At 33.3% G+C, this 25,934-nt stretch carries 26 protein-coding genes; 8 read left to right on the forward strand and 18 right to left on the reverse strand.

Annotated features, from left to right (window positions below):
- Nucleotides 1-11: 11 nt before the first annotated feature.
- The 5 genes from IWX84_RS01995 to IWX84_RS02015 all read right to left on the reverse strand — a co-directional run bounded on the left by IWX84_RS01995 (nt 12) and on the right by IWX84_RS02015 (nt 4,792).
- On the reverse strand, nt 12-1,316 hold the full coding sequence (locus tag IWX84_RS01995; protein WP_231385384.1) for a glycosyltransferase family 2 protein: 1,305 nt from the start codon (nt 1,314-1,316) through the stop codon (nt 12-14).
- Between the two features lie 121 nt (nt 1,317-1,437).
- The gene (locus IWX84_RS02000) at nt 1,438-2,541 is read right to left on the reverse strand and encodes a hypothetical protein (RefSeq protein WP_196849086.1); all 1,104 of its coding nucleotides are present in this window, start codon (nt 2,539-2,541) and stop codon (nt 1,438-1,440) included.
- A gap of 29 nt (nt 2,542-2,570) precedes the next feature.
- Complete coding sequence (locus tag IWX84_RS02005; RefSeq protein ID WP_196849087.1) at nt 2,571-2,930, reverse strand: response regulator transcription factor; 360 nt, start codon at nt 2,928-2,930, stop codon at nt 2,571-2,573.
- Nucleotides 2,931-3,292: 362 nt separating this feature from the next.
- Nucleotides 3,293-4,057, reverse strand: coding sequence for a TIGR02757 family protein (locus IWX84_RS02010; RefSeq protein ID WP_196849088.1), 765 nt, complete (start codon nt 4,055-4,057; stop codon nt 3,293-3,295).
- A 72-nt stretch (nt 4,058-4,129) separates the two neighbouring features.
- On the reverse strand, nt 4,130-4,792 hold the full coding sequence (locus IWX84_RS02015) for an ABC transporter ATP-binding protein (RefSeq protein ID WP_196849089.1): 663 nt from the start codon (nt 4,790-4,792) through the stop codon (nt 4,130-4,132).
- Nucleotides 4,793-4,991: 199 nt separating this feature from the next.
- Between IWX84_RS02015 and msrA the strand changes: the two genes are divergently transcribed.
- The gene (gene msrA, locus IWX84_RS02020; protein ID WP_196849090.1) at nt 4,992-5,540 is read left to right on the forward strand and encodes a peptide-methionine (S)-S-oxide reductase MsrA; all 549 of its coding nucleotides are present in this window, start codon (nt 4,992-4,994) and stop codon (nt 5,538-5,540) included.
- A 50-nt stretch (nt 5,541-5,590) separates the two neighbouring features.
- The gene (locus IWX84_RS02025; protein ID WP_196849091.1) at nt 5,591-5,887 is read left to right on the forward strand and encodes a hypothetical protein; all 297 of its coding nucleotides are present in this window, start codon (nt 5,591-5,593) and stop codon (nt 5,885-5,887) included.
- 13 nt (nt 5,888-5,900) lie between these two features.
- On the opposite strand, the gene IWX84_RS02030 is transcribed toward IWX84_RS02025, so the two are convergent.
- The 5 genes from IWX84_RS02030 to IWX84_RS02050 all read right to left on the reverse strand — a co-directional run bounded on the left by IWX84_RS02030 (nt 5,901) and on the right by IWX84_RS02050 (nt 10,127).
- Nucleotides 5,901-6,203, reverse strand: coding sequence for a DUF6787 family protein (locus tag IWX84_RS02030; protein WP_196849092.1), 303 nt, complete (start codon nt 6,201-6,203; stop codon nt 5,901-5,903).
- Between the two features lie 32 nt (nt 6,204-6,235).
- The gene (locus IWX84_RS02035) at nt 6,236-6,670 is read right to left on the reverse strand and encodes a DUF6146 family protein (RefSeq protein WP_196849093.1); all 435 of its coding nucleotides are present in this window, start codon (nt 6,668-6,670) and stop codon (nt 6,236-6,238) included.
- A gap of 113 nt (nt 6,671-6,783) precedes the next feature.
- On the reverse strand, nt 6,784-7,734 hold the full coding sequence (locus IWX84_RS02040) for a D-2-hydroxyacid dehydrogenase (RefSeq protein WP_196849094.1): 951 nt from the start codon (nt 7,732-7,734) through the stop codon (nt 6,784-6,786).
- A 170-nt stretch (nt 7,735-7,904) separates the two neighbouring features.
- On the reverse strand, nt 7,905-8,975 hold the full coding sequence (gene serC / locus IWX84_RS02045) for a 3-phosphoserine/phosphohydroxythreonine transaminase (RefSeq protein ID WP_196849095.1): 1,071 nt from the start codon (nt 8,973-8,975) through the stop codon (nt 7,905-7,907).
- A 78-nt stretch (nt 8,976-9,053) separates the two neighbouring features.
- On the reverse strand, nt 9,054-10,127 hold the full coding sequence (locus IWX84_RS02050) for an acyl-CoA reductase (protein ID WP_196849096.1): 1,074 nt from the start codon (nt 10,125-10,127) through the stop codon (nt 9,054-9,056).
- Between the two features lie 135 nt (nt 10,128-10,262).
- On the opposite strand from IWX84_RS02050, the gene IWX84_RS02055 reads away from it, so the two are divergent.
- On the forward strand, nt 10,263-10,613 hold the full coding sequence (locus IWX84_RS02055; RefSeq protein WP_196849097.1) for a 4Fe-4S dicluster domain-containing protein: 351 nt from the start codon (nt 10,263-10,265) through the stop codon (nt 10,611-10,613).
- A gap of 80 nt (nt 10,614-10,693) precedes the next feature.
- Here IWX84_RS02055 and IWX84_RS02060 read toward each other — a convergent pair whose 3' ends face one another.
- The 3 genes from IWX84_RS02060 to IWX84_RS02070 form a co-directional block, all read right to left on the reverse strand.
- Nucleotides 10,694-11,230 carry a hypothetical protein gene (locus IWX84_RS02060; protein ID WP_196849098.1) on the reverse strand — a complete coding sequence of 179 codons (537 nt, stop codon included), beginning with the start codon at nt 11,228-11,230 and terminating at the stop codon, nt 10,694-10,696.
- Between the two features lie 112 nt (nt 11,231-11,342).
- Nucleotides 11,343-12,089, reverse strand: coding sequence for a class I SAM-dependent DNA methyltransferase (locus IWX84_RS02065; RefSeq protein WP_196849099.1), 747 nt, complete (start codon nt 12,087-12,089; stop codon nt 11,343-11,345).
- Between the two features lie 95 nt (nt 12,090-12,184).
- Nucleotides 12,185-14,833, reverse strand: coding sequence for a TonB-dependent receptor (locus IWX84_RS02070; protein WP_196849100.1), 2,649 nt, complete (start codon nt 14,831-14,833; stop codon nt 12,185-12,187).
- 222 nt (nt 14,834-15,055) lie between these two features.
- Here IWX84_RS02070 and ychF point away from each other — a divergent pair, with 222 nt between their 5' ends.
- The 5 genes from ychF to IWX84_RS02095 all read left to right on the forward strand — a co-directional run bounded on the left by ychF (nt 15,056) and on the right by IWX84_RS02095 (nt 23,112).
- Nucleotides 15,056-16,150, forward strand: coding sequence for a redox-regulated ATPase YchF (gene ychF / locus IWX84_RS02075; RefSeq protein WP_196849101.1), 1,095 nt, complete (start codon nt 15,056-15,058; stop codon nt 16,148-16,150).
- Nucleotides 16,151-16,557: 407 nt separating this feature from the next.
- On the forward strand, nt 16,558-17,079 hold the full coding sequence (locus tag IWX84_RS02080) for an NADPH-dependent FMN reductase (protein WP_196849102.1): 522 nt from the start codon (nt 16,558-16,560) through the stop codon (nt 17,077-17,079).
- A gap of 138 nt (nt 17,080-17,217) precedes the next feature.
- Entirely contained in the window at nt 17,218-19,080 is a 1,863-nt protein-coding gene (locus IWX84_RS02085; protein WP_196849103.1) for a DNA topoisomerase IV subunit B, read from the forward strand.
- A 153-nt stretch (nt 19,081-19,233) separates the two neighbouring features.
- Nucleotides 19,234-20,337 (forward strand): YhcG family protein, encoded by a 1,104-nt coding sequence (locus IWX84_RS02090; protein ID WP_196849104.1) that lies wholly within the window; start codon nt 19,234-19,236, stop codon nt 20,335-20,337.
- 63 nt (nt 20,338-20,400) lie between these two features.
- Nucleotides 20,401-23,112, forward strand: a complete 2,712-nt coding sequence (locus tag IWX84_RS02095) for a DNA gyrase/topoisomerase IV subunit A (RefSeq protein WP_196849105.1) — start codon at nt 20,401-20,403, stop codon at nt 23,110-23,112.
- 37 nt (nt 23,113-23,149) lie between these two features.
- Here IWX84_RS02095 and IWX84_RS02100 read toward each other — a convergent pair whose 3' ends face one another.
- The 5 genes from IWX84_RS02100 to IWX84_RS02120 all read right to left on the reverse strand — a co-directional run bounded on the left by IWX84_RS02100 (nt 23,150) and on the right by IWX84_RS02120 (nt 25,871).
- Nucleotides 23,150-23,923 carry a TerC family protein gene (locus IWX84_RS02100; protein WP_196849106.1) on the reverse strand — a complete coding sequence of 258 codons (774 nt, stop codon included), beginning with the start codon at nt 23,921-23,923 and terminating at the stop codon, nt 23,150-23,152.
- 56 nt (nt 23,924-23,979) lie between these two features.
- The gene (locus IWX84_RS02105; protein WP_196849107.1) at nt 23,980-24,354 is read right to left on the reverse strand and encodes a DNA topoisomerase IV; all 375 of its coding nucleotides are present in this window, start codon (nt 24,352-24,354) and stop codon (nt 23,980-23,982) included.
- A 145-nt stretch (nt 24,355-24,499) separates the two neighbouring features.
- Nucleotides 24,500-25,075: a DUF1572 family protein gene (locus IWX84_RS02110; protein ID WP_196849108.1), complete on the reverse strand. Its 576-nt coding sequence runs from the start codon at nt 25,073-25,075 to the stop codon at nt 24,500-24,502.
- Between the two features lie 2 nt (nt 25,076-25,077).
- Nucleotides 25,078-25,650, reverse strand: a complete 573-nt coding sequence (locus IWX84_RS02115; RefSeq protein WP_196849109.1) for a pentapeptide repeat-containing protein — start codon at nt 25,648-25,650, stop codon at nt 25,078-25,080.
- Nucleotides 25,650-25,871: a DUF6095 family protein gene (locus IWX84_RS02120; protein WP_196849110.1), complete on the reverse strand. Its 222-nt coding sequence runs from the start codon at nt 25,869-25,871 to the stop codon at nt 25,650-25,652. Before IWX84_RS02120 ends, IWX84_RS02115 begins: the two co-directional genes overlap by 1 nt.
- Nucleotides 25,872-25,934: the final 63 nt, after the last annotated feature.

Below are 25,934 nucleotides of genomic sequence, written 5' to 3' on the forward strand. Positions count from 1 at the left end.
GTTTTATAGTTTTAGGCTTTTGTCATTCCTTTTCTGGTCATAGCTCCCCATTTCTTTTTTTTGTTGAAATAGTAATCTTTATTTCCTATTATGGCGGCATACAAAATGAAAGGATGAATAACAAAAGGTTCCAAAAAAGCGATTACTACCAACTTAAAACCGGTACCTTTCTTTTTATATTGATGATAAGTAAGTTCTTCAGAAATAATTGCCGCAATTGAAAATAATACTGTGAATAAATAGGCTAAAGCGATAAAAACAATTGTGTAATCCCATCTCACTTCATGATTAAAAATAAGATATCCAAAATATATTATACCTAATACCTCTACTATTGGTGCCATTCTTTCGAATAAAAACCAATAAGGATAACTTAGCGTACCCATAGAACTGTATTTTCGATTAAATCCAATTTTTCTGTGTTTTCTAAGTGTTTCAATGGTTCCTCGTGTCCATCTGTTTCTTTGGGAAATAAATATTTTGTAGTTGTCAGGGGCTTCTGTCCAACAAAGTGGATCCGGAATATAAGCAACTTTATATTTGAGTTTCTTTTCTTCCATATACCTTCTCATCCGAACAATAATCTCCATATCCTCTCCTACGGTATTAATGTCATATCCCCCAACAGCAATGGCTATCCTTTTGTCAAATAAACCAAAAGCGCCAGAAATAACCAGCAACCCATTCAGCCTGCTCCAAGCCATTCTGCCCAATAAGAAAGCTCTAAAGTATTCTAGAATTTGCCCTTTCTCTAACATTTTTTTAGGAAGGTTGACTTCAATCAATTTACCCTGTTTTATGACACATGAATTGGCAATTCTTATCACACCTCCTGCAGCTATTACTTTTGTATCAATAGCTTCCAAAAATGGTTTTATTAATTTTAAAAGAGCATCTTCAATCAATAAACAATCTACATCTATACAAGCAACGTATTTGTTAATGCTAATATTTAATCCCATATTCAAAGCATCTGCTTTTCCTCCATTTTCTTTGTCAACAACTATCAATTTTTCAAATGCAGGATTTGTGGATTTATAAATTCCTTTTCTCAATGGTTGGGTCGTAATTTGTTCATTGATAAGAAAATTAACCTGAATCAGATTATACGCTTTTATAAGTTTTTCAAGGCTGTCATCTTTACTTCCATCGTTTATAATAATTACATCATAATTTGCATAATGACATGAAAGCAATGATCTTACATTTTCAATAATATTTAGACTTTCATTATAGGCAGGCGCAATAATTGAAATAGAAGGAGAGATATTTGAAGATAATATTTTGTTGTAATTAACGGACTTGTTTTTTTTCATGTATTCAATAGTCTCAAATACAGATATAATACCCAATATAATATACGAACCTATAATGGTAAAGCTGTATAAAAAAAATAAAAAATGGATAAGAGAAGTCATGTTTGGTACTTAAAAAAAATTAGTTTGATTCTATATATTTTACGATTCTAACAAATTCAGGTTCTAATGTCAAATTCTTAAAAGAGTTGAATTCGTCAATATTTAAATTCTTTAAAATTTTAAGGGCAGAGAATTTGATATCGAAATTTGTATTAAGGATATGTTCTAGAATAAAAGGTTTATCCGTTTTTTCATATAAATTTTCCAACATCTCAAAAAAAACAATTTGTTCTTCTAAAGTGAGTTTTTCAAAATTATTTTTCAAAGTTATTTTTGCCTCAATAATATTTAAATAGCTTAAAAGATGAATAGCATGAATCCTGATCTTTATATTTTCATGATTCAAAAGTGCAATTAATTCGTTTTTAGCTCCATATTGGTTGTAGATTTTAGCGAGTTTTAATGCAAAAAACACTACGGATTCATTAGGAGAGTTTAGCCATAATTTTATATCTGAAACCTTTTGGTTATTATTTAAGTGTAGTACTTCCAATAATTGAATTTGGTCCCATTCGGATATTGGGGTTGTGATGTGATTTAAAAAATCAAGCCCTTCAAAATGAAATAAATTGACTAGGTACAACTGCATGGCACTACGTACTTGTATTTTGGGATGATTAATATGTATTTTAATTTGATCTTGAACCTCTTTTACATGAAAAAGTGTCACTTCTCTGATTCCGTCAGCAATGATGTTCCATTTTCTATTTCTTAGTTTAGCTAATGAATAATCTAAAAGGCCTGTGTGAATATAAAGCTTATGAATAGATTCAGCCATTTCTCCAGAGATTTCATAGCTTAACTTCAATAATGTTGAAATTAAAATATCTCTTTTACAAGGTTCCGAAATAGTTGATTTTAATTCATCAATGATTGATTGTTGTTCATCACTTATTTCATCCCTTTCATCTCCTGCATATAAATAATTTATAACAGCAGTTTCATATTTTTTTTCTAATTCGCTTCTTAATCGGTCATTCTTCCTTAAAATGCTTCGTAGATATTTCAGGTATATTATGATGATGAAAAGTAAAAAAATAATGATAACAATAGAAGTCCAAACTATTTGAATTATTAAAGGAGATTGTTCAAAATTTTCAATAAAATAATTATTTTGAATCATATTATTTAACGCGGACGTGTATCTGTAAATTATTTTAATATCCTTTTTACTCTATTCACTAATTCATTTGGACTAAAAGGTTTAGTCATAAAATCAGTAGCTCCTAATTTGAATGCTTTAATTACTATTTCTTCCTGCCCAGATGCCGAAAAAACAATTATGGGCGTTTGACTTTTCAATGTGTTTCTTACATGACTGATGACTTCCAGTCCACTGATGAAAGGCATCATAATGTCGGTTAATATTAATTCTGGATTATGTTGCTCAATTAGTTCAATCGTTTCCTTTCCATTCTCCGCAATAAGCAGTGAATACCCCTCTTTTTCTAATCTGAATTTAAGCAGCATAGAAAGCATTGAATTATCTTCTGCGAGTACAATTTTTTTCATGTAATTATAGTGTCATAACTTTAGTTGAATATTAATTAATTATTCTACTATTGTATTCTTGATAGCTTCTGTTTTGGTTTCATGATTTCAAATAATTATTAATACCTACTTATAAAATAAATATTTAAAATGCTTTAATCAATAAAATATAAAATAAACATCATTTTTAATTACCTATTTAATGTGAAATTAACACAATTTTATTTAACGAAATCGATTAAACGTCGTTATAATCGATGAAATGCATAAACGAGATCTAAAAGCAGGAATAAAGCTGTAAAATATTCAAATGTAGATTTTTAAATGATTTAAAAAAAATATTTGGGGTTTAAAAAAAACAATTTATCGATAATAACACTAATTTAAAACCCTTCAAAAACCCCTAATCCAAATAAAGCAAAATCATATTTAACCGGATCCGTTGAATCTAATTTCCGGAGTTGTAAATCTAATTCCGCTAATGCTTTTCCATCATTATGTTTTCGGGTTAGTAAACCTAATTTTCTAGCAACATTCCCGGAATGCACATCCAAGGGACAAGATAAAGCGGCTGGAGATATGCTTTTCCAAATTCCTAAATCAACGCCTTTATTATCTTGTCGAATCATCCACCGTAAATACATGTTTATTCGTTTCGCTGCCGAATTATTTAAAGGATCAGATATATGCTTCTGAGTTCTGTATTGATGGGGAACTTCAAAAAATATTTTTTTGAATTCATGAATGCTTTTTTGCATAGATTCTAGTTCCTTAAATTTATTAAAAACAGTTTCTAATCCTCCATGATTTTGATAAACATGTTTCAAACTTCTAATAAAACTAGCAAAATCCTGTGCATTGAAAGTGCGGTGTACAAAAGATTCTAATTGCTCTAAATTATTTTCGTTATGAGACATTACAAAATCGTAGGGCGCATTTCCCATCAAATCCATCATTCGATGTGAGTTTTTGATAATCATTTTACGATTTCCCCAAGCAATTGTAGCACTCATAAAACCGGCAATTTCGATATCTTCCTTTAGAGAAAACAAATGTGGAATTTGTACGGGATCGCTTTCTATGAAGTCGACTGTGTTGTATTGAATAACTTTTTCGTCGAGAAAATCTTTAAGTTCTGATGAATTCATTTTGTTTAAAGTTGAAAGTTTAAAGCGGTTTGTGTTTTCAAATGAACCTTAAACTTGAAAATTTTCACTTTTTTAATTACTAATTTGTCCGTCCACCATGATTAATTTTCTGTCAGCCATATTTGCTAATTCTTCATTGTGAGTGACAATCACGAATGTTTGTCCCAATTCAGCCCTTAGTTTAAAAAACAGCTGATGCAAATTTTCTGCCGATGCCGTGTCTAAATTTCCTGAAGGTTCATCGGCAAAAATGATTGCTGGTTTGTTGATTAAAGCTCTAGCAACAGCAACACGCTGTTGTTCTCCTCCCGAAAGTTCGTTAGGTTTGTGGTTCAGTCGATGTGAAAGCCCAAGATAGGTTAATAACTTTTCAGCTTCAATTTCAGTTTCTTTTTTTGACTTATTAGCAATGAAGGCAGGAATGCAAACATTTTCCATCGCCGTAAATTCAGGTAGTAATTGATGAAATTGAAAAATGAAACCTAAATTCAAATTTCTGAATTTGGACAAAGTTTTGTCATTCATCTTCAGAATATCTTCGTCGTTGATTCGTAATTCTATTTCATTTTCAACGGTAGGTTTGTCTAAAGTTCCAAGAATTTGTAATAATGTTGTTTTTCCGGCTCCCGAAGCACCAACGATAGATACTATTTCCCCTTTTTTAATATGTAAATCAACTCCTTTTAACACATGAAGTTGATCGTAATATTTATGTAGATTTTTGGCTTGTATCATTTTGAAAATATTTGCACAAAGAAACAAAGATTTTCATGATTATTAAATGGATACAATAGATATTTCCTTTCACAAATTATAAACTTTAGTTAATATGGATTAGTCACGTGTTATTAATAGATTAAATTTGAGTTTAAAATTATTTTTATCCAAAGGAATATATTTGATTCTTATTGAAAAAAAATAGAAAACTATAAAAATGGAATTACAAAACGAAGTAGAAGTTGCCACATTGGCAGGAGGTTGTTTCTGGTGTACTGAAGCAGTTTTTCTAGAATTAAATGGAGTGAAAAGCGTGGTTTCTGGATATATAGGTGGTAAAACGCTAAATCCAACATATAAGGAAATTTGTAACGGTGACACAGGTCATGCAGAAGCAATTCAGATTACTTTCGATCCTAATGTGATAAGTTTCGGCGAATTGTTGGAAATATTTTTTGCAACACATGACCCAACAACCTTAAATCGTCAAGGAAATGATGTGGGTACGCAATATCGAAGTGAAATTTTTTATAATAATGAGGTTCAAAAGCAAGTATCAGAAGAATATATAGCTTTGCTGACCAAAGAAAATACCTTTGGAAAACCAATTGTAACAACAATATCATCGGCGTCAAAATTTTATGAAGCGGAAGATTATCATCAAAATTATTACAACCAAAATAAGGAACAAGGCTATTGTAGTTATATAATTACACCAAAAATGGAAAAGTTGAAAAAAGTGTATAAGGATAAACTCAAAAAATAATTGGCATTGAATTTGTATCTTTTTATGAAAATTATTTTTTAATAAAAATTATGGAAGCATTGCAAATTGATAAAACAGTTAATAAAAAAAGAAACCTAATGCTGGGACTAGTGTTCGATGCTATAGGTATGCTGTCGTTTACTATTCCTTTTATTGGAGAATTTTCCGATGTTGTTTGGGCTCCAATAGCAGGTTATCTAATGACAGTAATGTATAAAGGAACAGTAGGAAAGGTAGGCGGTGTATTTGCATTTTTAGAAGAAATATTGCCATTTTCAGATTTTATTCCGTCATTTACTCTGACCTGGATTTACAATTATTTGATAAAAAAACAAAACGCCCAGTAATTGAGGCGTTTTTTTATTCTTTAAATAGAAAGTTGAATCCCATTCTTTTTAGCATTTTCTTCTCGAATGCCCAAAAGAATTTGAATTGTCCAAAAACAAATCCTATCGCCACTAAAAGTACCTGATATAATGGGAAAATGAGGAGCAGTCGAATAGGAGTGAACAAATAACCTAAGTCTCCTTTTGTAATTCCCAGCCAGAAACAAACTGGTTTTGACAACCAAGCGGAAGCCGAACCTGTAATAGCAAAAACAATAAATATAATTGTGAGTTGAAAATTGGTTTCAATTCCCCAACGTTTTTTTAAATTCCTCATCTTTATTTATAATGATTACAAATATAAGAAGATTATCTTAGGGGGACATGTCCAAAAAGTTTTTGTTGGTAGGTATTTTGGAAATAGACCATGTAATTATAGATTAAATAATTTACCTCATATCCATAATCGACGTTAGAATCGTAATTGATGGTCATTTCATATAAATTCGGACCGTAACGCATAGGTTGTAAGGCGCGACTGTTATATTCACTAACCCATGTTTGGTTTTTACTTTCTAAATAACTTTGTGAATAAAAGCCACGAGGGTAGGTATTTGTAACAATCCACCTGCTAAAACCAGGATCAATAATCAAGACTTCATATTCTAGTTTATCGTTTGCAATCCTGACGGTGTCGCTTATTGCACCCGTTGGTTTATTCTTGTCGGCTATGGTTGACTTGGAAGTTGTACAACCAATTATAATGCAAAAAAAAACTGCTAATAAATAAACACTATTTTTCATGATATAAGAAATATACACTAAAGTTACAAAAAACAAATGACGGGTTATTAGTTTTTTATATAAAAAAAAGAGGATGCCTTGTGGGTATCCTCTTGTCTTTTAAATGCAAGAAACTATTTCAAGAAACTAATTATTTGTGAAGCTAATTCAGTACCAATTCTATCCTGAGCCTCACCTGTTGCAGCACCAATATGAGGAGTCAATGAAATTTTATGATTCATCAAGATGGTCATTTCTGGAGTTGGTTCGTTTTCAAAAACATCTAATCCAGCAAATAATACTTTTCCGCTGTCTAATGCTTTTACTAATGAAACTTCATCAATAACACCACCACGAGCACAGTTAACAATACCTACACCATCTTTCATGATCGCCAATTCATTCTCACCGATGATATAACCATCTTGAGCAGGTACGTGTAAAGTGATGAAATCAGATTCTTTGAATAAAGATTCAAGTGATTGTGAAACTATTGTAGTAGTAATAGATTGACCGTCAAAAAACTCCACTTTTATGTCAACTTGTGGGATAAACATATCAGCAGCAATAACTTTCATGCCTAAACCTAATGCCATTTTAGCAGTAGCTTGACCAATACGTCCAATTCCTACTACTCCAAGAGTTTTTCCTCTTAATTCAATTCCGTTTGCATACGCTTTTTTCAAACCTTCAAAATTGGTATCCCCTTCTAAAGGCATATTTCTGTTTGAATCATGTAAAAAACGAACCCCAGAAAATAAGTGAGCAAAAACTAATTCTGCTACTGATTCCGAGGAGGAAGCAGGCGTATTGATTACGTGAATACCTTTACTTTTAGCATAATCCACATCAATGTTATCCATTCCTACACCGCCACGACCAATGATTTTTAGGCCTGGGCAAGCGTCAATAATATCTTTACGAACTTTAGTCGCGCTTCTTACAAGAACCACGTCTACGTCGTTTTCGTTTACAAAGTTAGCGACTTGCTCTTGTGCCACTTTTGTTGTAATAACTTCAAATCCACCTTTTTCTAAAGCTAGAATTCCACTTTTAGAAATTCCATCGTTTGCTAATACTTTCATTTTTATTGCATTTCGAGGAAAGAAAAATTCTTGTCCTGCTATTTTATATTATTATTTTTAGGAGCTATTTCCCGCTATTCGTTTCAATCTTTATATTTTTTTAAAGAAAAAAAATATAAAGGATTTTCACTGCTATCGGGGCTAGGAATCCCAGTACTGATGTTATTTTGTTATACTTTAGTTTCTAATGCTTTCATAACATCAACTAAAACTTGAACGCTTTCTAGCGGAAGTGCATTGTACATAGACGCTCTGTAACCACCTACTGAACGGTGTCCAGGTATTCCGGATATTCCTGCTGCTTTCCACATCACATCAAAAGTTTCTGTGTGTGCAACATCATTTAATAAGAAAGTGGCGTTCATGTTAGAACGGTCTTTAACAGCTGCAGCACCTTTGAACAGTGGATTTCTGTCAATCTCATTGTATAACAAGGCAGCTTTTGCATTGTTTAAATTTTCAACAGCAGCAACTCCACCAAGGTTTTTCAACCATTGTAAAGTTAATAAAGAAGCATAAACAGGAAAAACAGGAGGTGTATTGTACATACTCTCTGCTTTAATATGTTTTTCATAATCCAACATACTTGGAATTTTTCTACCTGATTTACCTAAAATTTCTTCTTTTATGATAACCAAAGTTGTTCCTGCAGGACCCATATTTTTTTGGGCTCCAGCGTAGATAATATCAAATTTAGAAAAATCCAATACTCTGGAAAATATATCAGAACTCATGTCACATACTAATGGCATATCAACTGATGGAAATTCCTTCATTTGTGTTCCAAAAATCGTATTGTTACTAGTACAGTGAAAATAATCGGCATCCGAAGGTACAGTATAACCTTTTGGAATGTGACTGTAATTTTCTTCTTTTGAAGAGGCAACAATAACAGTGTCTCCAAAAAGTTTTGCTTCTTTAATTGCTGATGAAGCCCAAGTTCCTGTATCAAGATAAGCAGCTTTTCCGCCTTCTTTCATTAAATTGTAAGGCACCATTACAAATTCTAAACTAGCACCGCCAGCAAGAAATAATGCCTGATATCCTTTGCCTTCAAGGCCTAATAGTTCAATAACGAGCGCTCTGGCTTCTTCCATAACAGCAACGAAGTCTTTGCTTCTATGCGAAATTTCTAAAAGAGATAATCCCGAATCATTAAAATTTAATATTGCTTGTGCTGATTTTTCAAAAACTTCTTGCGGTAAAATACAAGGTCCTGCGCTGTAATTGTGTTTTTTCATGGTGTAGTTTATGTCCAAAAATGTAAGATGCAAATTTCGGGAATAGGACTTTAAAAAGCGTTAAATATTTCGGAATTATTAAACATTTTTTGATGATGTTGTTAACAAAAATGAAATAGTATCGATGTTATCTGCATAATTCCATAATGCAGGTTTTTGGGTTTGTCCAAAATCAATGCTGTTTTCTATAATAGAATCACTTACAATGCATTGAATTTGCTCGCTTTCCGATTGTAATCGAATTTGTAAATCATTGATGTCTTCATAGTATTCATAAAAGACGCTAGAAATAGGAGAGGCGTGACTTTTATCTTCTTTTAAAGTTAAAAAACCATTGTCTAACAATTTAAAATTACTCATCAGGAAAACAGCTTTATTGTAGTCATAGTTATTAGCGTATTTTTCATAATGAATCACATCTTGGTATTCGAAAATAGCTTCAAAAAAAGCAACGAAAGAGTAGTCTTTTGGGACAAAAAGCTTGGAGACATTACGGCATCCTAAACCAAAATATCTAAAAATATCTTCACCCAGCGCACTAAGTTGTTCTCTAGTTTCATTGCCATTTAACACCGCAATAGAGTTTCTGCTTTTTCTAATTATGGAAGGCTTATCTTTAAAATAATATTCAAAATAACGAGCTGTATTATTACTTCCAGTTGCTATAACCGCATCAAAATTTTCAAGTTTTCCCTCTACAAAATTTATTTTAGCGGCAAATTCGGGCTCTATTGCTATAATGTATTTGGCCAAAAAAGGCAGTAAATGTTGGTCATTCGACGAAGTTTTCACCAATACAGTATTACCAGTAATCAACACCGATAAAAAATCATGAAAACCTACTAACGGTATATTTCCAGCAAGAATTAAAGCAATATTTTTCGATACGTTTTCCCCTAAATCATACTCAGAAAGCCATTGATTTAAATTTGCTTCCGTAAGAGCTTCTGCCCAAGATTGTATAGAAAAATAAACTTGTTCTGGGGTGTACCATCCATTATGGGATTGCGATAATTTTATTAAAGCGATGAAATCATCAAAAAAAATATTGTTGTATAAAACAGTAGGTTTTTTAATCGTATTGTCTTCAGAAAATTGACTTAAGAATTTTCCTAATTCAACAAAAACACTTTTTTTTGTTTCTAATGTCATTATGTTTGCTTATGAATAGTTTTGATTGTAATTTTGCACAAAAATAAGCTATAATAAGTTATAAGTCAAAGGAGAAAAAATTGTTCTACGGTTTAAACTCATAACTCATAACTTTTAACTCATAATTAATAAAAGATGGCAATTATAATAACTGATGAATGTATAAATTGTGGCGCCTGCGAGCCAGAGTGCCCAAATACAGCAATATACGAAGGCGCAGACGATTGGAGATATAAAGACGGAACAAAACTTAAAGGTAAGGTAATTTTACCTGATGGAACGGAAGTTGACTCTGATGAGGCTCAAACGCCAATTTCTGATGAAGTGTATTACATTGTACCTGGAAAATGTACAGAATGTAAAGGTTTCCATGATGAACCGCAATGCGCCGCAGTTTGTCCTGTTGACTGCTGTATTCCTGATGATAACCATGTGGAAACGGAAGAAACATTGTTAAATAGACAAGCATTCTTGCACAACGAATAAATGTGAATTTTTATTTAACACACAAAAAAAATCCTGTTCGACAAGCGAACAGGATTTTTTATTGATTTATAATGTGAGTTCTACTGTTTGACAATAATATAAGTAGTAACCGTTACTTTGTCTGTTTTGTCATCGTAGGATTCTAAAACTAGATTTCCATTGGCATCAAAATAACCGTATGAAGTAGCGTTTTTTGTTCTGAAAATATAATTATTGTTTGATGTTCTTCTTAAAATAGCTTCTTTTTTACCATCTGGTAAAAACATTGTGTAACCGCTGGTATCAGTAGCTACTTTATATTTTTTCCCTCCTAAATTATAGTAAGCAGATCTGTCAACTTCAATAACTTTAGTTACACCATCAGCAGATACAGCTGTAGTTGCAGTTACTTGAACGGGAGATGCTTGGATGTCTTTATTTAAGACATTAGAATCTGCATCTTTTAACTCAACATTTTGAACTTCTTTAATTTCTTGAGTTTTAATTATTTTTTTTTCTCCTTTAGAATCTTTCGTTGTTAAAACATTAGTTTTCACTTCAGTTTTTATATTCGTATTCTGAGCTTGAATATTTAATGTAAATAAAAAAGCTGCCATTCCTAACATTATAATTTTCATAATATTTAATTTTAATGATTTGTATCTTGTAAAGATATAGTTAATTGGTAGTAAGTTTGTTGTATAATTTTTTCGAAAAATTACAATATTCACACAAGAAAAAATTGAACATTTAATTAGTTTTTTTCCTTGCCGCGATAACATAGGTATCATAAGCATATGTTTTTCTATCAATAGTTTTGATTATTTCGAAACCATTTAAATAAAGAAATAACTGCATTTCATTTAACGTAAATACACGAACTGTTGAAAAATCATCTGCTATTATTTCTTTATCGCCATCTTTAATCGTGTAATATTGCGCTGTCCATTCCAACATAAAGTTTTCTGCTGAAGTTGTTTTCCAAATGCTATCTCTTAAATAAGTTGTTCCTTCATATTCCGCTTGATGAATAATGACTGGGTTTTCTTTGGTAAAAGGAATATACCGATTGGCGTCAATAAAATCAAAAACAACAATTCCGTTACTTGTTAAATTCTTATAAATGGATTCAAAAGTACTATTTACATCATCATTCGTAATCATATAACTAGTAGAACGACCTGTAATTAGTATGGAATCCATAGGTCTTTCAAGCTCAAATTCTCGCATGTCTCCATGAATAAAAATGCAGTTTTTATTCCTTTCTTTGGCGATAGCAATCATACTGTTACTGTAGTCTAATCCCGTGTAATCTTGCTGATTTTCTTGGAATCTTTTAGCGAGATTGCCGGTTCCACTACCTATTTCCAGAATGGTTTTGCAATTGTTTTCTTGGATTAAACTATTATAAAAATGATATTCTTCATCATAATCAATGAATGTTTGGTACATAGCATCAAAAATTGCCGCCATTTTTCCGTCATAAAGATTTGTCATGATTTATATATATATACTATAAAATTAAACAAAATTGCGATATAAAAAAAGGGCTATCTTTCGACAGCCCTTTTTCAAATTATTCGACAACCGAATTAGAATTTGTAGTTCAAAGATAAATTAAACATAGTTCCTAATTGACTGAAGTGTGATCCATCATAAGTTGTTTTATCATAACGACCATTGAAAGTAATCAAATTGTATTGATTTTTTACTTTTGCAGGATCATTTAACAATGCTGTTCCAGCAGCGTTTTCAGCTACAAATTTCCATTCTGGTAACACGTTCAATAAATTATTTACATTTAAAGATAAAGTTAATTTGTCTGATGCGGAGAATGTAACTCCTAAATCTGTAACAATTTTTGGAATAAATTCAGTTTTTAAGTTTGCATCTAAACCATCTTGGTCAAAAGTAGTTTTTCCGAAATAAGTGTTATTAAGAGAAAATCCAAATTTCCCGATTTCATAATTTGCACCTAAAATCCACTTTGTTACCGGTCTAGAAGTAAACATTAAAGATTCAAGTGTTTGTCCAAAATTATTACTTTTTACTGGAGAGATTCTTTCATTTTTGAAAGTAACGTTTCCGGATAAGTTAAATCCTAATTTCCCTGCTCCCAATAATACGTTGTTATAGTTTGCTACTACATCTAAACCTGAAGTTCTAGAATCAAATGAGTTTTCAAACCAGGCAACTGTTCCAAATTGTGTATCAATTTTATCCCCTAAAATGATACGGTCTTCTACTTTAATGTTATAGTAATCAACCGTGAAATTAAAGTTTTTTGAAGGTTTCGCTCCCACACCAACTGTTACGTTAGTCGATTTTTCAGGAGTTAATCTAGGAATTCCTAATATACGTGCTTGAGGTGAAACATTATTAATAATACCGCTCACTTGAATACCTGATCCAGGAACAAAAGAATATTGTGATTTTTGAGTATAGATTTGGTGTAATGTTGGTGCTCTAAATCCAGTAGATACGGAACCTCTTAATGTGATTTTATCCTCAGCAAATTTATATCTAGAACTTAATTTCCAAACTGTAGCTCCGCCAAAATCACTATATTGTTCATGACGAACAGTACCGTTTATTAAGAAGTCTTTTGTTACGTCGTATGCTAAATCTAAATAACCACCTAAATTATAACGATTCCATTTACCTGAATTTTCTGGTCTGTTTCCAGCGAATGAATCAGCTCCAATGCCTTCCCACGACGCTTTGTCGCCTTCAATTACTTCGAAATTTTCAGTTCTGAACTCCGATCCGAAACCGATGCTAACTTTATCAGATAATACTTTTGAGATATCTAAATTCCCAACAATATGATTGAAAGATGTTCCTCCTGGTTTGAATGAAATTGGGCTGTTTTCTAGGTAAACATTTTGTCCATTTGAATCTTTAATGTTAGATCTGTTGAAAGAATTCTCTACAGAGTAATCTTGTTTGTTTCCACCAGTAGTAATACTTACATCAGTATTCCACCCATTCATTTTTGATTTGTAACCCAATGTTGCATTGTAGTCATTCAAATCTCCCGTGAAAGTGGGTACATAACCTTTGTACGAAGCTGGAGTCCCATCTCCAAAGAAGTCTTTCAAGAAAGGATAATCGGATAAAGTTCTCCAATATGGTGTTCTGTAATTAGCAAATGAGTTTACTTTTTTGTAAACATATGCAGCGTTATAATATAATTGTGTGTTTTCTGATAAGTCAGATCCACCATTTATTAAGAATTTTGCTGCAGTAGTTTCTGGCGCGCCATTGATATTACCAGCATCAGGATATTTCGCAAGGAAAGCTTGAACATCTGAAAGAGAAGCTCCAAAATCCCCTGCATCGCCAGCAGCGACAACTTTACCAGGTCTATTAGACAAATTAACTTTAGAAAAATCTACAGTATAATTTAAAAATCCTTTAGTCCCTACAGTTGTTCCGTTGTTTAAACTCACACCTAACATTTCTCCGTCACCTTCTGAAGTTATTCCACTTCTCACAGTAACTGATCCATTAGCGGCACTCTTTTTCAAAATAATGTTCATTACTCCTGCAATCGCATCAGATCCGTATTGTGCAGATGCACCATCACGAAGAATCTCTACTCTTTCGATAGCGTCAGTAGGAATTGCAGAGATATCTGCACCTGTTTCCCCACGTCCTGGAGAGGTTTGTACATAAAGTAAAGAACTTAAGTTTTTACGTTTTCCGTTGATTAGGATTAAGGTTCTACTTGGTCCCATATTTCTAATTTCGTATGGATCAAGTAAGGAAGTCGCATCATTAACAGGCGTTTGAACCGTGTTAAATGATGGAATTTTGTACTGTAATGCCTTATCAAAAGAAGCTTGACCGGTTGAAGCCAAATCTTTTGAAGAGATCACATCAATAGGAAGCGCAGTAGTAGTGTTACTCCTAGGTGCAGTTCTTGTTCCAGTAACCACAATCTCGTCTAGCGCTTGTCCACCTTCCTCAGATAAAACAACATCAATTGTGGAACTTGTTGCTTCTTTTTCCAATTTAGAAAAACCAACGTAACTGAAGACCAATGTGGCTCCGTCTTTAACCTTGATTTTATAGGCCCCATCAATATCTGTTGAGACGCCGTTGTTTGTTCCTTTTTCGATGATGTTAACGCCAGGCAGAGCAGCGCCAGAATTATCTTTTACAACGCCGGTGATTTCTTTTTGTGCAAAAAGAAAACTGACATTAAGCAGTAAAAATAGTAATGCAATTTTTTTCATAATAAGTTGTGTTTGGTTTATTGTTAAGTCTAATTTCTTATGCAATATAATTTTTTTTTTAACAAAACATTAAGGATAGCGGTTTTTTTTATAAAAAAGTTATTAAAATTATTTTAATGCTCCGTTTTTTGAAGGGAATATTTATTATAGCTTATATTTGCAAACTTTTAAAGTAAACACTAGAACGAATAGCAGTAAATGCTATCTGTAAACATAAAGATCATGAAAGCAGGAATTGTAGGATTGCCAAATGTTGGGAAATCAACATTGTTTAATTGTTTGTCAAATGCAAAAGCGCAAAGTGCCAACTTTCCTTTTTGTACAATCGAACCTAATATAGGTGTAGTAAATGTTCCTGATTCCAGAATTGAAAAACTGGAAGAATTGGTTAAACCAGAACGCGTACAAATGGCAACAGTTGATATTGTTGATATTGCAGGTTTAGTTAAAGGAGCCAGCAAAGGCGAAGGTTTAGGAAATCAGTTTCTTGGTAATATTAGAGAATGTAATGCGATTATTCACGTATTGCGTTGTTTTGACAATGATAATATTGTTCACGTGGACGGAAATGTAAATCCAATTCGTGACAAAGAAACGATTGATATCGAGTTGCAATTGAAAGATTTAGAGAATGTTGAAAAACGTTTGGAAAAAGTAAATCGTGCCGCCAAAACAGGAAACAAAGAGGCGCAAACCGAAAAAGCACTTTTAGATAGAATTAGAGAAACGTTACTTCAAGCAAAATCAGCTAGAACGGTGACTCCGCAAAACAACGATGAAGAAGTTTTAATGGAATCTTTTCAACTGATTACGGCAAAACCAGTTTTGTACGTTTGTAATGTAGATGAGAATTCAGCGGTAAACGGAAATGCCTACGTAGATCAGATTCGGGAATTAGTAAAAGATGAAGATGCCGAAGTAATCATTCTTTCGGTAGGAGCTGAGGCTGATATTACTGAATTGGAAAGTTATGAAGAGCGTCAGGTTTTTCTTGAAGATATGGGATTAACGGAGCCTGGAGCATCCGTTTTGATTCGTGCAGCTTATAAATTATTAAAACAGCAAACCTATTTTACGGCTGGTGTCAAAGAAGTTCGCGCCTGGACGATCAATATTGGAGCAACTGCACCACAAGCAGCTGGGGTTATCCACACGGATTTCGAAAAAGGTTTCATCCGCGCCGAAGTTATTGCTTATGAAGATTTTGTGCAATACGGTTCTGAAGCCAAATGCAAAGAGGCTGGAAAATTCAAGGTAGAAGGAAAAGAATATGTGGTTAAAGATGGTGATGTAATGCATTTTCGTTTTAACGTATAGTCATTACGAGGAACGAAGCAATCTCATTAAATAAATTTGGAAACCTGCAAGAGTAATTTTGCAGGTTTTTTTATGTACCTATTTCCAGCTTTCCGTTTCAAGATTTTCTCAGATCTCTTTTTTTTCTGTTGCCATAAAGGAGCTTCCTTTGGTCGCTCTTTTTGCCGTAGAAAAAATAATCGTTCTAGAAAAATGCTTTCCACTTCAATCTGGGGTAAAATAGAAATTAAATCTAGTTATTTATGAATTCCTGAAAACTTCAAAATTCAATTTACGAAGTTGATTGTTCGAATTTTTCTTCAAAAAATAACGTTGAAAAATCAAATTGGAATTTTGTCGCAATTGTTATCGGGATTGAAATTCAAATTTTGTAAATTTTTCAGTACTTTTAAAAAAAATAAAGGATTATGAAAATTATAGCGTTTGGCGCAAGCCCTAGTAAGAATTCTATCAATAAGAAATTAGCGACCTACGCGGCTCATTTATTTGAAAATGGGGAAGTTGAAGTTTTGGATTTAAATGATTTCCAAATGCCAATTTATAGCGTGGATATCGAAGAAGAAATAGGACACCATGCATTGGCGCAAGCGTTTTTAGATAAAATTGCTACTGCTGATATTGTAGTGGTTTCCATGGCAGAGAATAACGGAAATTATTCCGTGGCATTCAAAAATATTTTCGATTGGTGTACTAGAATAAATGCAAAAGTTTTTCAGGAAAAACCCATGCTGCTGATGGCAACATCTCCCGGAGCAAAAGGAGGAGCAAGCGTATTGGGAATCGCTAAAAATGCGTTTCCATTTTATGGTGGAAATATAAAAGAAACATTTTCTTTACCTAGTTTCGATGTAAACTTTGATAGTGCAAACGGTAAGATTTCCAACGCTGAATTGGATAATCAGTTGAAAAAGCTCGTTGACAATTTTTAATTTTTATAATGAAATCCTATAATCCTAAATCAAAAATCTCAGATTCTTTGTCAATATTATTCTTGATAACTTTGGGGTCATAGTCTTTTAAAGTATATTGAGATATCCTATATTAGCACCAAATCCACAAAATCTACAATGTCCGATCAAAATCAATATACCGAAGATAATATTCGGTCACTCGACTGGAAAGAACATATTCGCATGCGTCCTGGAATGTACATCGGGAAATTGGGAGATGGTTCCTCGCCAGATGATGGTATTTATATCCTTTTAAAAGAAGTTCTCGACAACTGTATCGATGAATTTGTCATGGGTGCGGGAAAAACTATTGAGGTAACTATTAAGGATAAGACCGTTACCGTTAGAGATTACGGTCGTGGAATTCCGTTGGGAAAAGTGATTGATGTGGTTTCCAAGATGAATACTGGAGGGAAATACGATTCTTTGGCATTTAAAAAATCCGTTGGTTTGAATGGAGTAGGGACAAAAGCAGTAAATGCTTTGTCTAATTATTTCCGTGTAGAATCCGTTCGGGATGAGAAACAAAAAGCAGCGGAATTTTCCGCAGGGAATTTAGTTCTAGAAGAAGCTATTATTGAAACCACGAAGCGTAAAGGAACTAAAGTTACTTTTATTCCAGATGAAGCGATTTTCAAAAATTACAAATTCCGTTTCGAGTATATAATCAAAATGCTTAAAAACTATTGTTATCTAAACAATGGTTTAACTATTTTATTCAATGGCGAAAAATATTTTTCTGAAAATGGTCTGAAAGACTTATTGGAAGAAACCATCCATGCGGATGATTTGGAATACCCAATCATTCACTTGAAAGGAGAAGATATAGAAATCGCCCTAACACATAGTAAATCGCAGTACAGCGAAGAATACCATTCCTTTGTAAACGGACAAAACACAACGCAAGGAGGGACACATCTTGCCGCCTATCGTGAAGCAATTGTAAAAACCATCCGGGAGTTTTATAATAAAAATTTTGAAGCGTCAGATGTTCGCAAATCTATTGTTACGGCGGTTAGCATCAAAGTAATGGAGCCGGTTTTTGAGTCACAAACCAAAACCAAACTAGGTTCTACGGATATGGGGTCTGAGCCAGGAATGCCTTCGGTGCGTACTTTTGTAAATGACTTTGTGAAAACAAAATTAGACAATTATCTACACAAGAATCCTCCAACAGCAGATGCCTTATTGCGCAAAATTCTTCAAGCCGAAAGAGAGCGTAAAGAATTATCCGGTATTCGAAAATTAGCGACAGATCGTGCCAAAAAAGCGAATCTGCACAACAAGAAATTAAGAGATTGTCGCGCCCATCTTCCGGATACTAAACATCCTAAAAATCTGGAAAGTACCCTTTTTATTACAGAGGGAGATTCGGCTTCCGGCTCGATTACTAAGTCACGCGATGTCAACACTCAAGCGGTTTTTAGTTTGCGTGGTAAGCCGTTGAATTCGTACGGAATGAGCAAGAAAATTGTGTATGAAAATGAAGAATTTAATTTACTGCAAGCAGCTCTGGATATTGAAGACGGATTAGAAAAATTACGATACAACAACATTGTAATCGCTACGGATGCCGATGTCGATGGAATGCACATTCGGTTGTTATTGATTACGTTTTTTCTGCAATTTTTCCCTGAATTGATAAAAGAAGGACATTTGTATATTTTGCAAACACCACTTTTTAGAGTTCGAAACAAGAAAGAAACAATTTACTGTTATTCTGATGACGAACGAAAAGCTGCCATCGAAAAATTAAAACCAAAACCGGAAATCACTCGATTTAAAGGATTAGGAGAAATTTCCCCAGATGAGTTCAAAAATTTCATTGGAGAAACCATTCGTTTAGATCCTATTATGATGGATAAAAACACTTCGATTGAGCAATTATTGTCTTTTTATATGGGCAAAAATACGCCGGATCGTCAGGAATTTATCATCAAGAATCTGAAGGTAGATTTGGATGTTATTGAGAAGAATTAATTATTAATAAATGTATTATGATTAGCAAAAAAAATCTGATTTATACCATAATAGCTTTTGTTGCTGGTTTTTTAGTGACATTTTTTATTATTAAAAGTTTGAAATAGTAAAGACTAACCTCATTCAAAAAAGAAATAAAGAATAATAAAATTGATGTCAGAAAATCTTCAAAATATTACATTATTCACTCAAGTTGTTGATTTACTTCAACAATCAAAACAGCAAGTAGTAAGAACAATAAACCAAACAATGGTTTATACTTATTATGAGATTGGGCGCATGATTGTAGAAGAAGAGCAAAACGGAAAAGATAGGGCTGAATATGGCAAGCAACTGTTAAAGGGACTTTCAAAGCAGCTTAATAATGAGTTTGGAAAGGGGTTTTCTGTAGTTAATTTAGAGAATATGAGGAAGTTTTATTTGGCTTACTCAATTTCCGAGACACTGTCTCGGATTTTACAAATTCAAAAATCCCAGTCACTGACTGGGGAATTGAATACTAAGATATCTCAGTCACTGACTGGGGTTTCTGAAAATCAAAAAGTGCAGTCGCTGATTTCGTTTTTCAAACTAACTTGGACACATTATGTTTTCTTAATGCGAATTGACGATGAGCAAGAAAGACGTTTTTACGAAATAGAATCCGAAAAATACAACTGGAGCGTTCGAGAATTACAACGTCAATACGATTCTGCTTTATATACCAGATTGGCTCTAAGTAGAGATAAAGAAGGGATTTTAAAACTTTCTGAAAAAGGTCAGATTATTGAGAAACCTAAAGATATAATCAAAGATCCGTATATTCTTGAATTCCTTGGTCTGCCAGAATTGCATCAATATTCTGAATCAGAATTAGAAGAAGAAATCATTAATAAACTCGAACATTTTCTGCTAGAATTAGGTCATGGTTTTACCTTTGTATCGAGACAAAAAAGAATCACTTTTGATGATAAACATTTTAGAATTGACTTGGTTTTTTACAACCGAATATTAAAATGTTTTGTTTTACTTGATTTGAAAATTGGAGAGCTAAAACATCAGGATTTAGGCCAAATGCAAATGTATGTGAATTATTACGACCGTGAAATGCGTTTAGAAGACGAAAATAAAACGATTGGAATTGTCCTTTGTCAGAACAAAAGTGATTTGGTGGTTGAATACACTTTACCTGAAAATAACGAACAAATATTTGCCAGTAAATACAAAACGGTACTGCCGAGTAAAGAAGATTTATTGAAACTAATTGAACAAGTATAAAAGTTTATAAGTTGGTTGGTCAAACAACTTAAACAATTAAACTTTTAAATCTTAAACTTTTATATGAAAGACGAAGAAGAAGATAACATAATTCCAAACGAAGACGAATCGCAAGACGAGTCAAATGATTCAAACGAATCAAATGACGAAGGTTTTGAAGATATCGTGTCTTCCGGAGGACAGCATTTTTACGACAATCAAGAAGACGGAAACGATACCATTACCAAAGTTACGGGAATGTACAAAGACTGGTTTCTAGATTATGCTTCCTATGTAATTCTGGAGCGTGCCGTTCCTGCGATTGAGGATGGATTTAAACCGGTACAACGCCGAATCATGCACTCGTTGAAAGAGCTGGATGACGGTCGCTACAATAAAGTGGCCAATGTTGTTGGGCACACTATGCAATATCATCCTCACGGAGATCAGAGTATTGGTGATGCGATGGTACAAATTGGTCAGAAAGAATTACTAATTGACTGTCAGGGAAACTGGGGGAATATTTTAACTGGTGATGGCGCAGCAGCTTCCCGTTATATCGAAGCACGTTTGTCCAAATTCGCTTTGGAAGTTTTATATTCGCCAAAAATTACGGATTGGGGTGTTTCTTATGATGGGCGACGAGCGGAACCGAACAATCTTCCCGTAAAATTTCCTTTATTGCTTGCCTCCGGTGCCGAAGGTATTGCTGTTGGTCTTTCGACGAAAGTCTTACCTCATAATTTTAACGAATTAATAGATTCATCGATAAAAATATTAAAGGGAAAACCGTTTACGATTTATCCCGATTTTATGACACAAGGTATTGCAGATGTGTCGAACTATAATGACGGTTTGCGCGGCGGTCGTGTTCGAGTTCGTGCTAAAATTGCGCAACTGGATAAAAATACTTTGGTGATTACTCAGATTCCGTTTTCTACCAATACGACGACTTTGATTGACAGTATTTTGAAAGCCAATGACAAAGGTAAAATCAAAATCAAAAAAATAGAGGATAATACCGCGGCTGATGTCGAGATTTTAATCCATCTTTTTCCCGGTGTTTCACCTGATAAAACCATTGATGCATTATTTGCTTTTACGGCTTGCGAAACTTCGGTGGCGCCATTGGGTTGTGTGATTGAAGATAATAAACCGTTGTTTATTGGCGTTTCTGAAATGTTGAAAATTTCAACGCACAGAACCGTTCAATTGCTTAAAAGTGAATTGGAAATTCAGTTGGGTGAATTGGAGGAACAATGGCATTTCCTTTCTTTGGAACGTATTTTTATCGAAAATAAAATCTATCGTGACATTGAAGAAATGACAACTCGTGAAACGGTAATTAAAGCCGTTGATGATGGTTTGAAACCACACATCAAACATTTAAAACGAGCGGTTACTGAAGAAGATATTCTGCGTTTATTGGATATCCGAATCATGCGTATTTCTAAATTTGATAGCAATAAAGCGCAGGATAAAATTGAATCGCTGGAAGGTGATATCGAACAGGTAAAACACGATTTGGAACATCTGATTGATTTTGCGATAGCCTATTTTGCGAAGTTAAAAGAGAAGTACGGGAAAGGACGCGAGCGCCAAACAGAGCTCCGTATTTTTGATGATATCGAAGCGACAAAAGTAGTGTTGAGAAATACTAAATTATATGTGAATAAGGAAGAAGGTTTCGTAGGAACGAGTTTGAAAAAAGACGAGTATGTAACTGATTGTTCTGATATTGATGATGTAATTGTTTTTCTTCGTGATGGAAAAATGATGATTACTAAAGTGGATGCCAAAACCTTTGTGGGGAAAGACATTATTCACATTGCTATTTTTGACAAAAGCGATAAACGAACTATTTATAACATGATTTACCGTGATGGAAAATCGGGACCATCGTACATAAAACGTTTCAATGTTTCGGGCGTTACACGTGACAAAGCGTATGATTTGACCAATGAAACAGCAGGTTCACAAGTGTTGTATTTTTCTTGTAATCCAAATGGAGAAGCAGAAGTGATAACCATTTTATTACGCCAAATTGGAACTGTCAAAAAACTGAAATTCGATATCGATTTTGCCAGTTTAGCCATTAAAGGTCGGGCTTCCAAAGGGAATTTGGTAACCAAATATCCCATCAAAAAAATCGAGTTGAAAGAGAAAGGAATCTCTACTTTATTGCCTAGAAAAGTTTGGTTTGATGATACGGTTCAGCGATTAAATGTAGATGGAAGGGGAGAGTTACTTGGCGAATTCAGACCGAATGATAAAATATTGGTTGTTTCACAAACCGGTAAACTCAAAGTGATTACGCCTGAATTAGCGACGCATTTTGATGAAGATATGGTCGTTTTGGAAAAATGGATTCCCAAAAAACCAATATCTGCCATTTATTATGATGGGGAAAAAGAAAGATATTACGTTAAACGTTTCTTGGTAGAAACCGAAAATAAAGAAGAAAGTTTTATCACGGAACATCCTAACTCACAACTGGAAATCGTGTCAACGGATTATCGTCCAGTTGCCGAATTGATTTTTCCTAAAGTAAAAGGAGTTCAAAAAGAGAATATGACTATAGATATTGAATCCTATATTAACATAAAAGGATTTAAGGCGCTTGGTAATCAATTGACAACCGATAAATTGAAACAGGTTAATCTTCTGGAATCTTTGCCGTACGAAATTCCGCAAGAGATTGTTCCGGAAAACATCGAGGTTGAAGGTGAAACAAATGGGGACGATTCTGCTGTTCAACTTGAAGATGATGGACAAATAACTTTAACTTTAGAATAAAAAAAAGCTTCCACGACGGAAGCTTTTTTATGCACTGTTATTTTTTCTTTTTTGTCATTTTCATATTCAATATTTCTACAAGTAAAGAGAATGTGATAGCAAAATATAGATATCCTTTTGGTACCGGTGTTACATGGTTTCCAAATATTAAAGCATTCGATAAATGAGCACTTTCAGTAAGTAACATCATTCCAATTAATATCAAAAAGGATAAACCCAGAATTTGTATAGAAGGATGCTTGTTGACAAAATTGCCTACAGGAACAGCAAACTGCATCATGATTAGTACTGAAATAACCACTGCGGTTATCATGATATAAATAGCACCTTCAACTCCATTTGTCATCCCAACTGCAGTAAGAATACTGTCGAACGAGAATACTAAATCAATCATAATTATTTGTAAAAGCACATTTTGAAATGATTTTGTTGCCGCTTTACCTAATTCTTTTTCTTCATGTCCTTTTTCGTCGACTTTTTCTCGAATTTCGTTCGTGCTTTTATAAATCAAGAATAATCCACCACCAAGTAAAATGAGACTTTGACCTGTAATTCCTGCTGAAAACCAACTTAGGTTAATGTTAAACCAAGGTTCTTTCATTTGAATTAACAAACTAATACCGAACAAAAGTCCGATTCTCATAAACATAGCTAAAAACATTCCAATTTTGGTAGCACTTTTTCGTTTCTCAATTGGCAATTTTCCAGTGGCAATCGAAATGAAAATAATGTTGTCAATTCCTAATACAATTTCCAGAAAGGTTAATGTTAACAGGGCAATCCACGCATCGGCATTTAAAAATACTTCCATTTTATTTAATTCTAATTTATAATTTTTCTCCTTTTATGTAATTTTAAAATGGCGTATTAATCCGCAATTTTCGTAACCGTTCCTTTTTGTTTTGTATCTACACCAACCATTCCAAATTCAAAGGTATAGGAATTTTTTGATGTTGTCAAAATTTTCATGTCGATTGCTTTTTCCTCTGCTTTGTTTTTGGGATGCAATTTTCGTAAAATATATTCACAATCGTTTACCCATCGTATCGAAGCAGTATCCGTTTTCCCTTCAAAAGTTTCAATTTCAATGCTGTCATTGCGTTCAAAAACAGTTGTTTTTTTGACACCGTTTACTTTATATTCAAATTTGAATTTGCCAGTTTTGAAAGCTGCGCAGTTGCGTTCCACATTATAACATGACATTAAAAACAGTAGCGGGAGGAGAAGTATCGTTTTTTTCATTTCTTTAAGAGCGTTTATTTTTAATTTTTTTGGATTTATTCTGAATTTATTTCAGAAGCTATTTCCTGCTATTCGTTTCAATCTTTTCTTCGGCTAAAAAGCCTCAAAAAGGATTTCCACTGCTATCAGGGCTAGTTTATAATAGTTATTTCAATCGTTTTAATTCTTCATCAGTAAAATTCTTGATAATTTTTTCTTTTGAAAATTTATCAGCATTATAACTGATGGATTTGTTTTTTGGAATCGACAAACTTTCCCAAGCGCCATTTTTTAATTGTTTGGCATAAAAAACAATTTGCCCTACATGATATGGATAATGTGCCAGTTGTCTGTTGATGGCTTCTACAACCGTATGTCCTTCGTTCCTAATATAAATAATTTCCGAAAGTTGCTCAGGTTGTAATCCGTTTAAAGCGATAAATAAACATTCCCAGCCTCTATTCCAAAGTGCTAAAACTTCCTCTTTGGTTTTTAAATCATTTTCGAATTCGGCATCTCGATTACGCCATTCTTTTTCACCATCAGTAGTCAAAAAATCAGTCCAGCGAGAAAGCATATTCCCCGAAAGGTGTTTTACAATCGTGGCAATACAGTTTGTGTCTTCATTTGCAGTAATAAAAAGTCGTTGAGGTTCCAGTTGCTCCATTGCTTTTTCTCCCAATGTTTTGTAATAGAGAAATTGCTTTTTTACACTATCAAGATATTGACTGTTTATTTCCATGACTATAAAATTTTTATATCATATTTGTCTAAAAGTCCCGGAATTCCTTGTGCGGAAAACTTGGCTTTTTTCATAGGATTAAATTCCGGATCAATTTTATAATTGTAAGCTGAGGTAAAATCAACTCCTGCCAATTGCGTATCATTGAAAACAGCGTTGTCTAAATTACAATTTTCAAAAACCGAATTCGTAAGATTGGCACCGCCAAAGGTAACTTCTTTCATCGAACAAGCATTGAACTTTGTTTTGGGCATTTTTTTATTGGCAAAAGACGAATAATCTAAAACGCAATCCTGAAAATTCACTGAGAATAAGAAATCCGTACAGGTATTGAAATGGATTCCAAGTAATTTACAGTTTTTGAAACTAACCGTTTTTAGGCTCGTTCCCGTCAAATCAGTCATCGCTAAATTGCAATCGATGAACTCGCAATCCATAAAAGTATTGTTTGAAAAATTACTGTTAGAAAAATCGCAGCTTTTAAAAACACAATCTTCGAATTCTCGATTGTTAATTCTCTTATTAATCCAAATGACTTTGTCAAATGTTTTTTGAATGTGAATTAAATCTTCCATTAGTCGTTAAATAAGCTTTTCATAATTGTTTTTAATCCTAAATACATCAGAAACATTGCTGTCAAGCAAAATACTATTCCTATTCCCAAAACTAAATAATGCCAAGCATTTTCCTTGTTCATAAATGCGTTATAAATCAAGGATGGACCAATAAACAAAAGCGGTAAAGCTCCTGCCAGGTATTTTATTCCTTTTGATAATAATTCTTTGTTGGTTGCCATTTTAATTTGGGATTTTTTTTTTTGATTTGGGATTTACCCTTCAATTACGTTCAGTATGTTGGA

Origin of the sequence: Flavobacterium sp. CG_9.10 (assembly GCF_015752245.1) — a bacterium.
Classification (GTDB): domain Bacteria; phylum Bacteroidota; class Bacteroidia; order Flavobacteriales; family Flavobacteriaceae; genus Flavobacterium.

Coding starts and splice junctions, on each gene's coding strand:
- IWX84_RS01995 (WP_231385384.1), bottom strand. CDS start 1,316: ATGAAAAAAAACAAGTCCGTTAATTACAACAAAATATTATCTTCAAAT.
- IWX84_RS02000 (WP_196849086.1), bottom strand. CDS start 2,541: ATGATTCAAAATAATTATTTTATTGAAAATTTTGAACAATCTCCTTTA.
- IWX84_RS02005 (WP_196849087.1), bottom strand. CDS start 2,930: ATGAAAAAAATTGTACTCGCAGAAGATAATTCAATGCTTTCTATGCTG.
- IWX84_RS02010 (WP_196849088.1), bottom strand. CDS start 4,057: ATGAATTCATCAGAACTTAAAGATTTTCTCGACGAAAAAGTTATTCAA.
- IWX84_RS02015 (WP_196849089.1), bottom strand. CDS start 4,792: ATGATACAAGCCAAAAATCTACATAAATATTACGATCAACTTCATGTG.
- msrA (WP_196849090.1), top strand. CDS start 4,992: ATGGAATTACAAAACGAAGTAGAAGTTGCCACATTGGCAGGAGGTTGT.
- IWX84_RS02025 (WP_196849091.1), top strand. CDS start 5,591: ATGGAAGCATTGCAAATTGATAAAACAGTTAATAAAAAAAGAAACCTA.
- IWX84_RS02030 (WP_196849092.1), bottom strand. CDS start 6,203: ATGAGGAATTTAAAAAAACGTTGGGGAATTGAAACCAATTTTCAACTC.
- IWX84_RS02035 (WP_196849093.1), bottom strand. CDS start 6,670: ATGAAAAATAGTGTTTATTTATTAGCAGTTTTTTTTTGCATTATAATT.
- IWX84_RS02040 (WP_196849094.1), bottom strand. CDS start 7,734: ATGAAAGTATTAGCAAACGATGGAATTTCTAAAAGTGGAATTCTAGCT.
- serC (WP_196849095.1), bottom strand. CDS start 8,975: ATGAAAAAACACAATTACAGCGCAGGACCTTGTATTTTACCGCAAGAA.
- IWX84_RS02050 (WP_196849096.1), bottom strand. CDS start 10,127: ATGACATTAGAAACAAAAAAAAGTGTTTTTGTTGAATTAGGAAAATTC.
- IWX84_RS02055 (WP_196849097.1), top strand. CDS start 10,263: ATGGCAATTATAATAACTGATGAATGTATAAATTGTGGCGCCTGCGAG.
- IWX84_RS02060 (WP_196849098.1), bottom strand. CDS start 11,230: ATGAAAATTATAATGTTAGGAATGGCAGCTTTTTTATTTACATTAAAT.
- IWX84_RS02065 (WP_196849099.1), bottom strand. CDS start 12,089: ATGACAAATCTTTATGACGGAAAAATGGCGGCAATTTTTGATGCTATG.
- IWX84_RS02070 (WP_196849100.1), bottom strand. CDS start 14,833: ATGAAAAAAATTGCATTACTATTTTTACTGCTTAATGTCAGTTTTCTT.
- ychF (WP_196849101.1), top strand. CDS start 15,056: ATGAAAGCAGGAATTGTAGGATTGCCAAATGTTGGGAAATCAACATTG.
- IWX84_RS02080 (WP_196849102.1), top strand. CDS start 16,558: ATGAAAATTATAGCGTTTGGCGCAAGCCCTAGTAAGAATTCTATCAAT.
- IWX84_RS02085 (WP_196849103.1), top strand. CDS start 17,218: ATGTCCGATCAAAATCAATATACCGAAGATAATATTCGGTCACTCGAC.
- IWX84_RS02090 (WP_196849104.1), top strand. CDS start 19,234: ATGTCAGAAAATCTTCAAAATATTACATTATTCACTCAAGTTGTTGAT.
- IWX84_RS02095 (WP_196849105.1), top strand. CDS start 20,401: ATGAAAGACGAAGAAGAAGATAACATAATTCCAAACGAAGACGAATCG.
- IWX84_RS02100 (WP_196849106.1), bottom strand. CDS start 23,923: ATGGAAGTATTTTTAAATGCCGATGCGTGGATTGCCCTGTTAACATTA.
- IWX84_RS02105 (WP_196849107.1), bottom strand. CDS start 24,354: ATGAAAAAAACGATACTTCTCCTCCCGCTACTGTTTTTAATGTCATGT.
- IWX84_RS02110 (WP_196849108.1), bottom strand. CDS start 25,075: ATGGAAATAAACAGTCAATATCTTGATAGTGTAAAAAAGCAATTTCTC.
- IWX84_RS02115 (WP_196849109.1), bottom strand. CDS start 25,650: ATGGAAGATTTAATTCACATTCAAAAAACATTTGACAAAGTCATTTGG.
- IWX84_RS02120 (WP_196849110.1), bottom strand. CDS start 25,871: ATGGCAACCAACAAAGAATTATTATCAAAAGGAATAAAATACCTGGCA.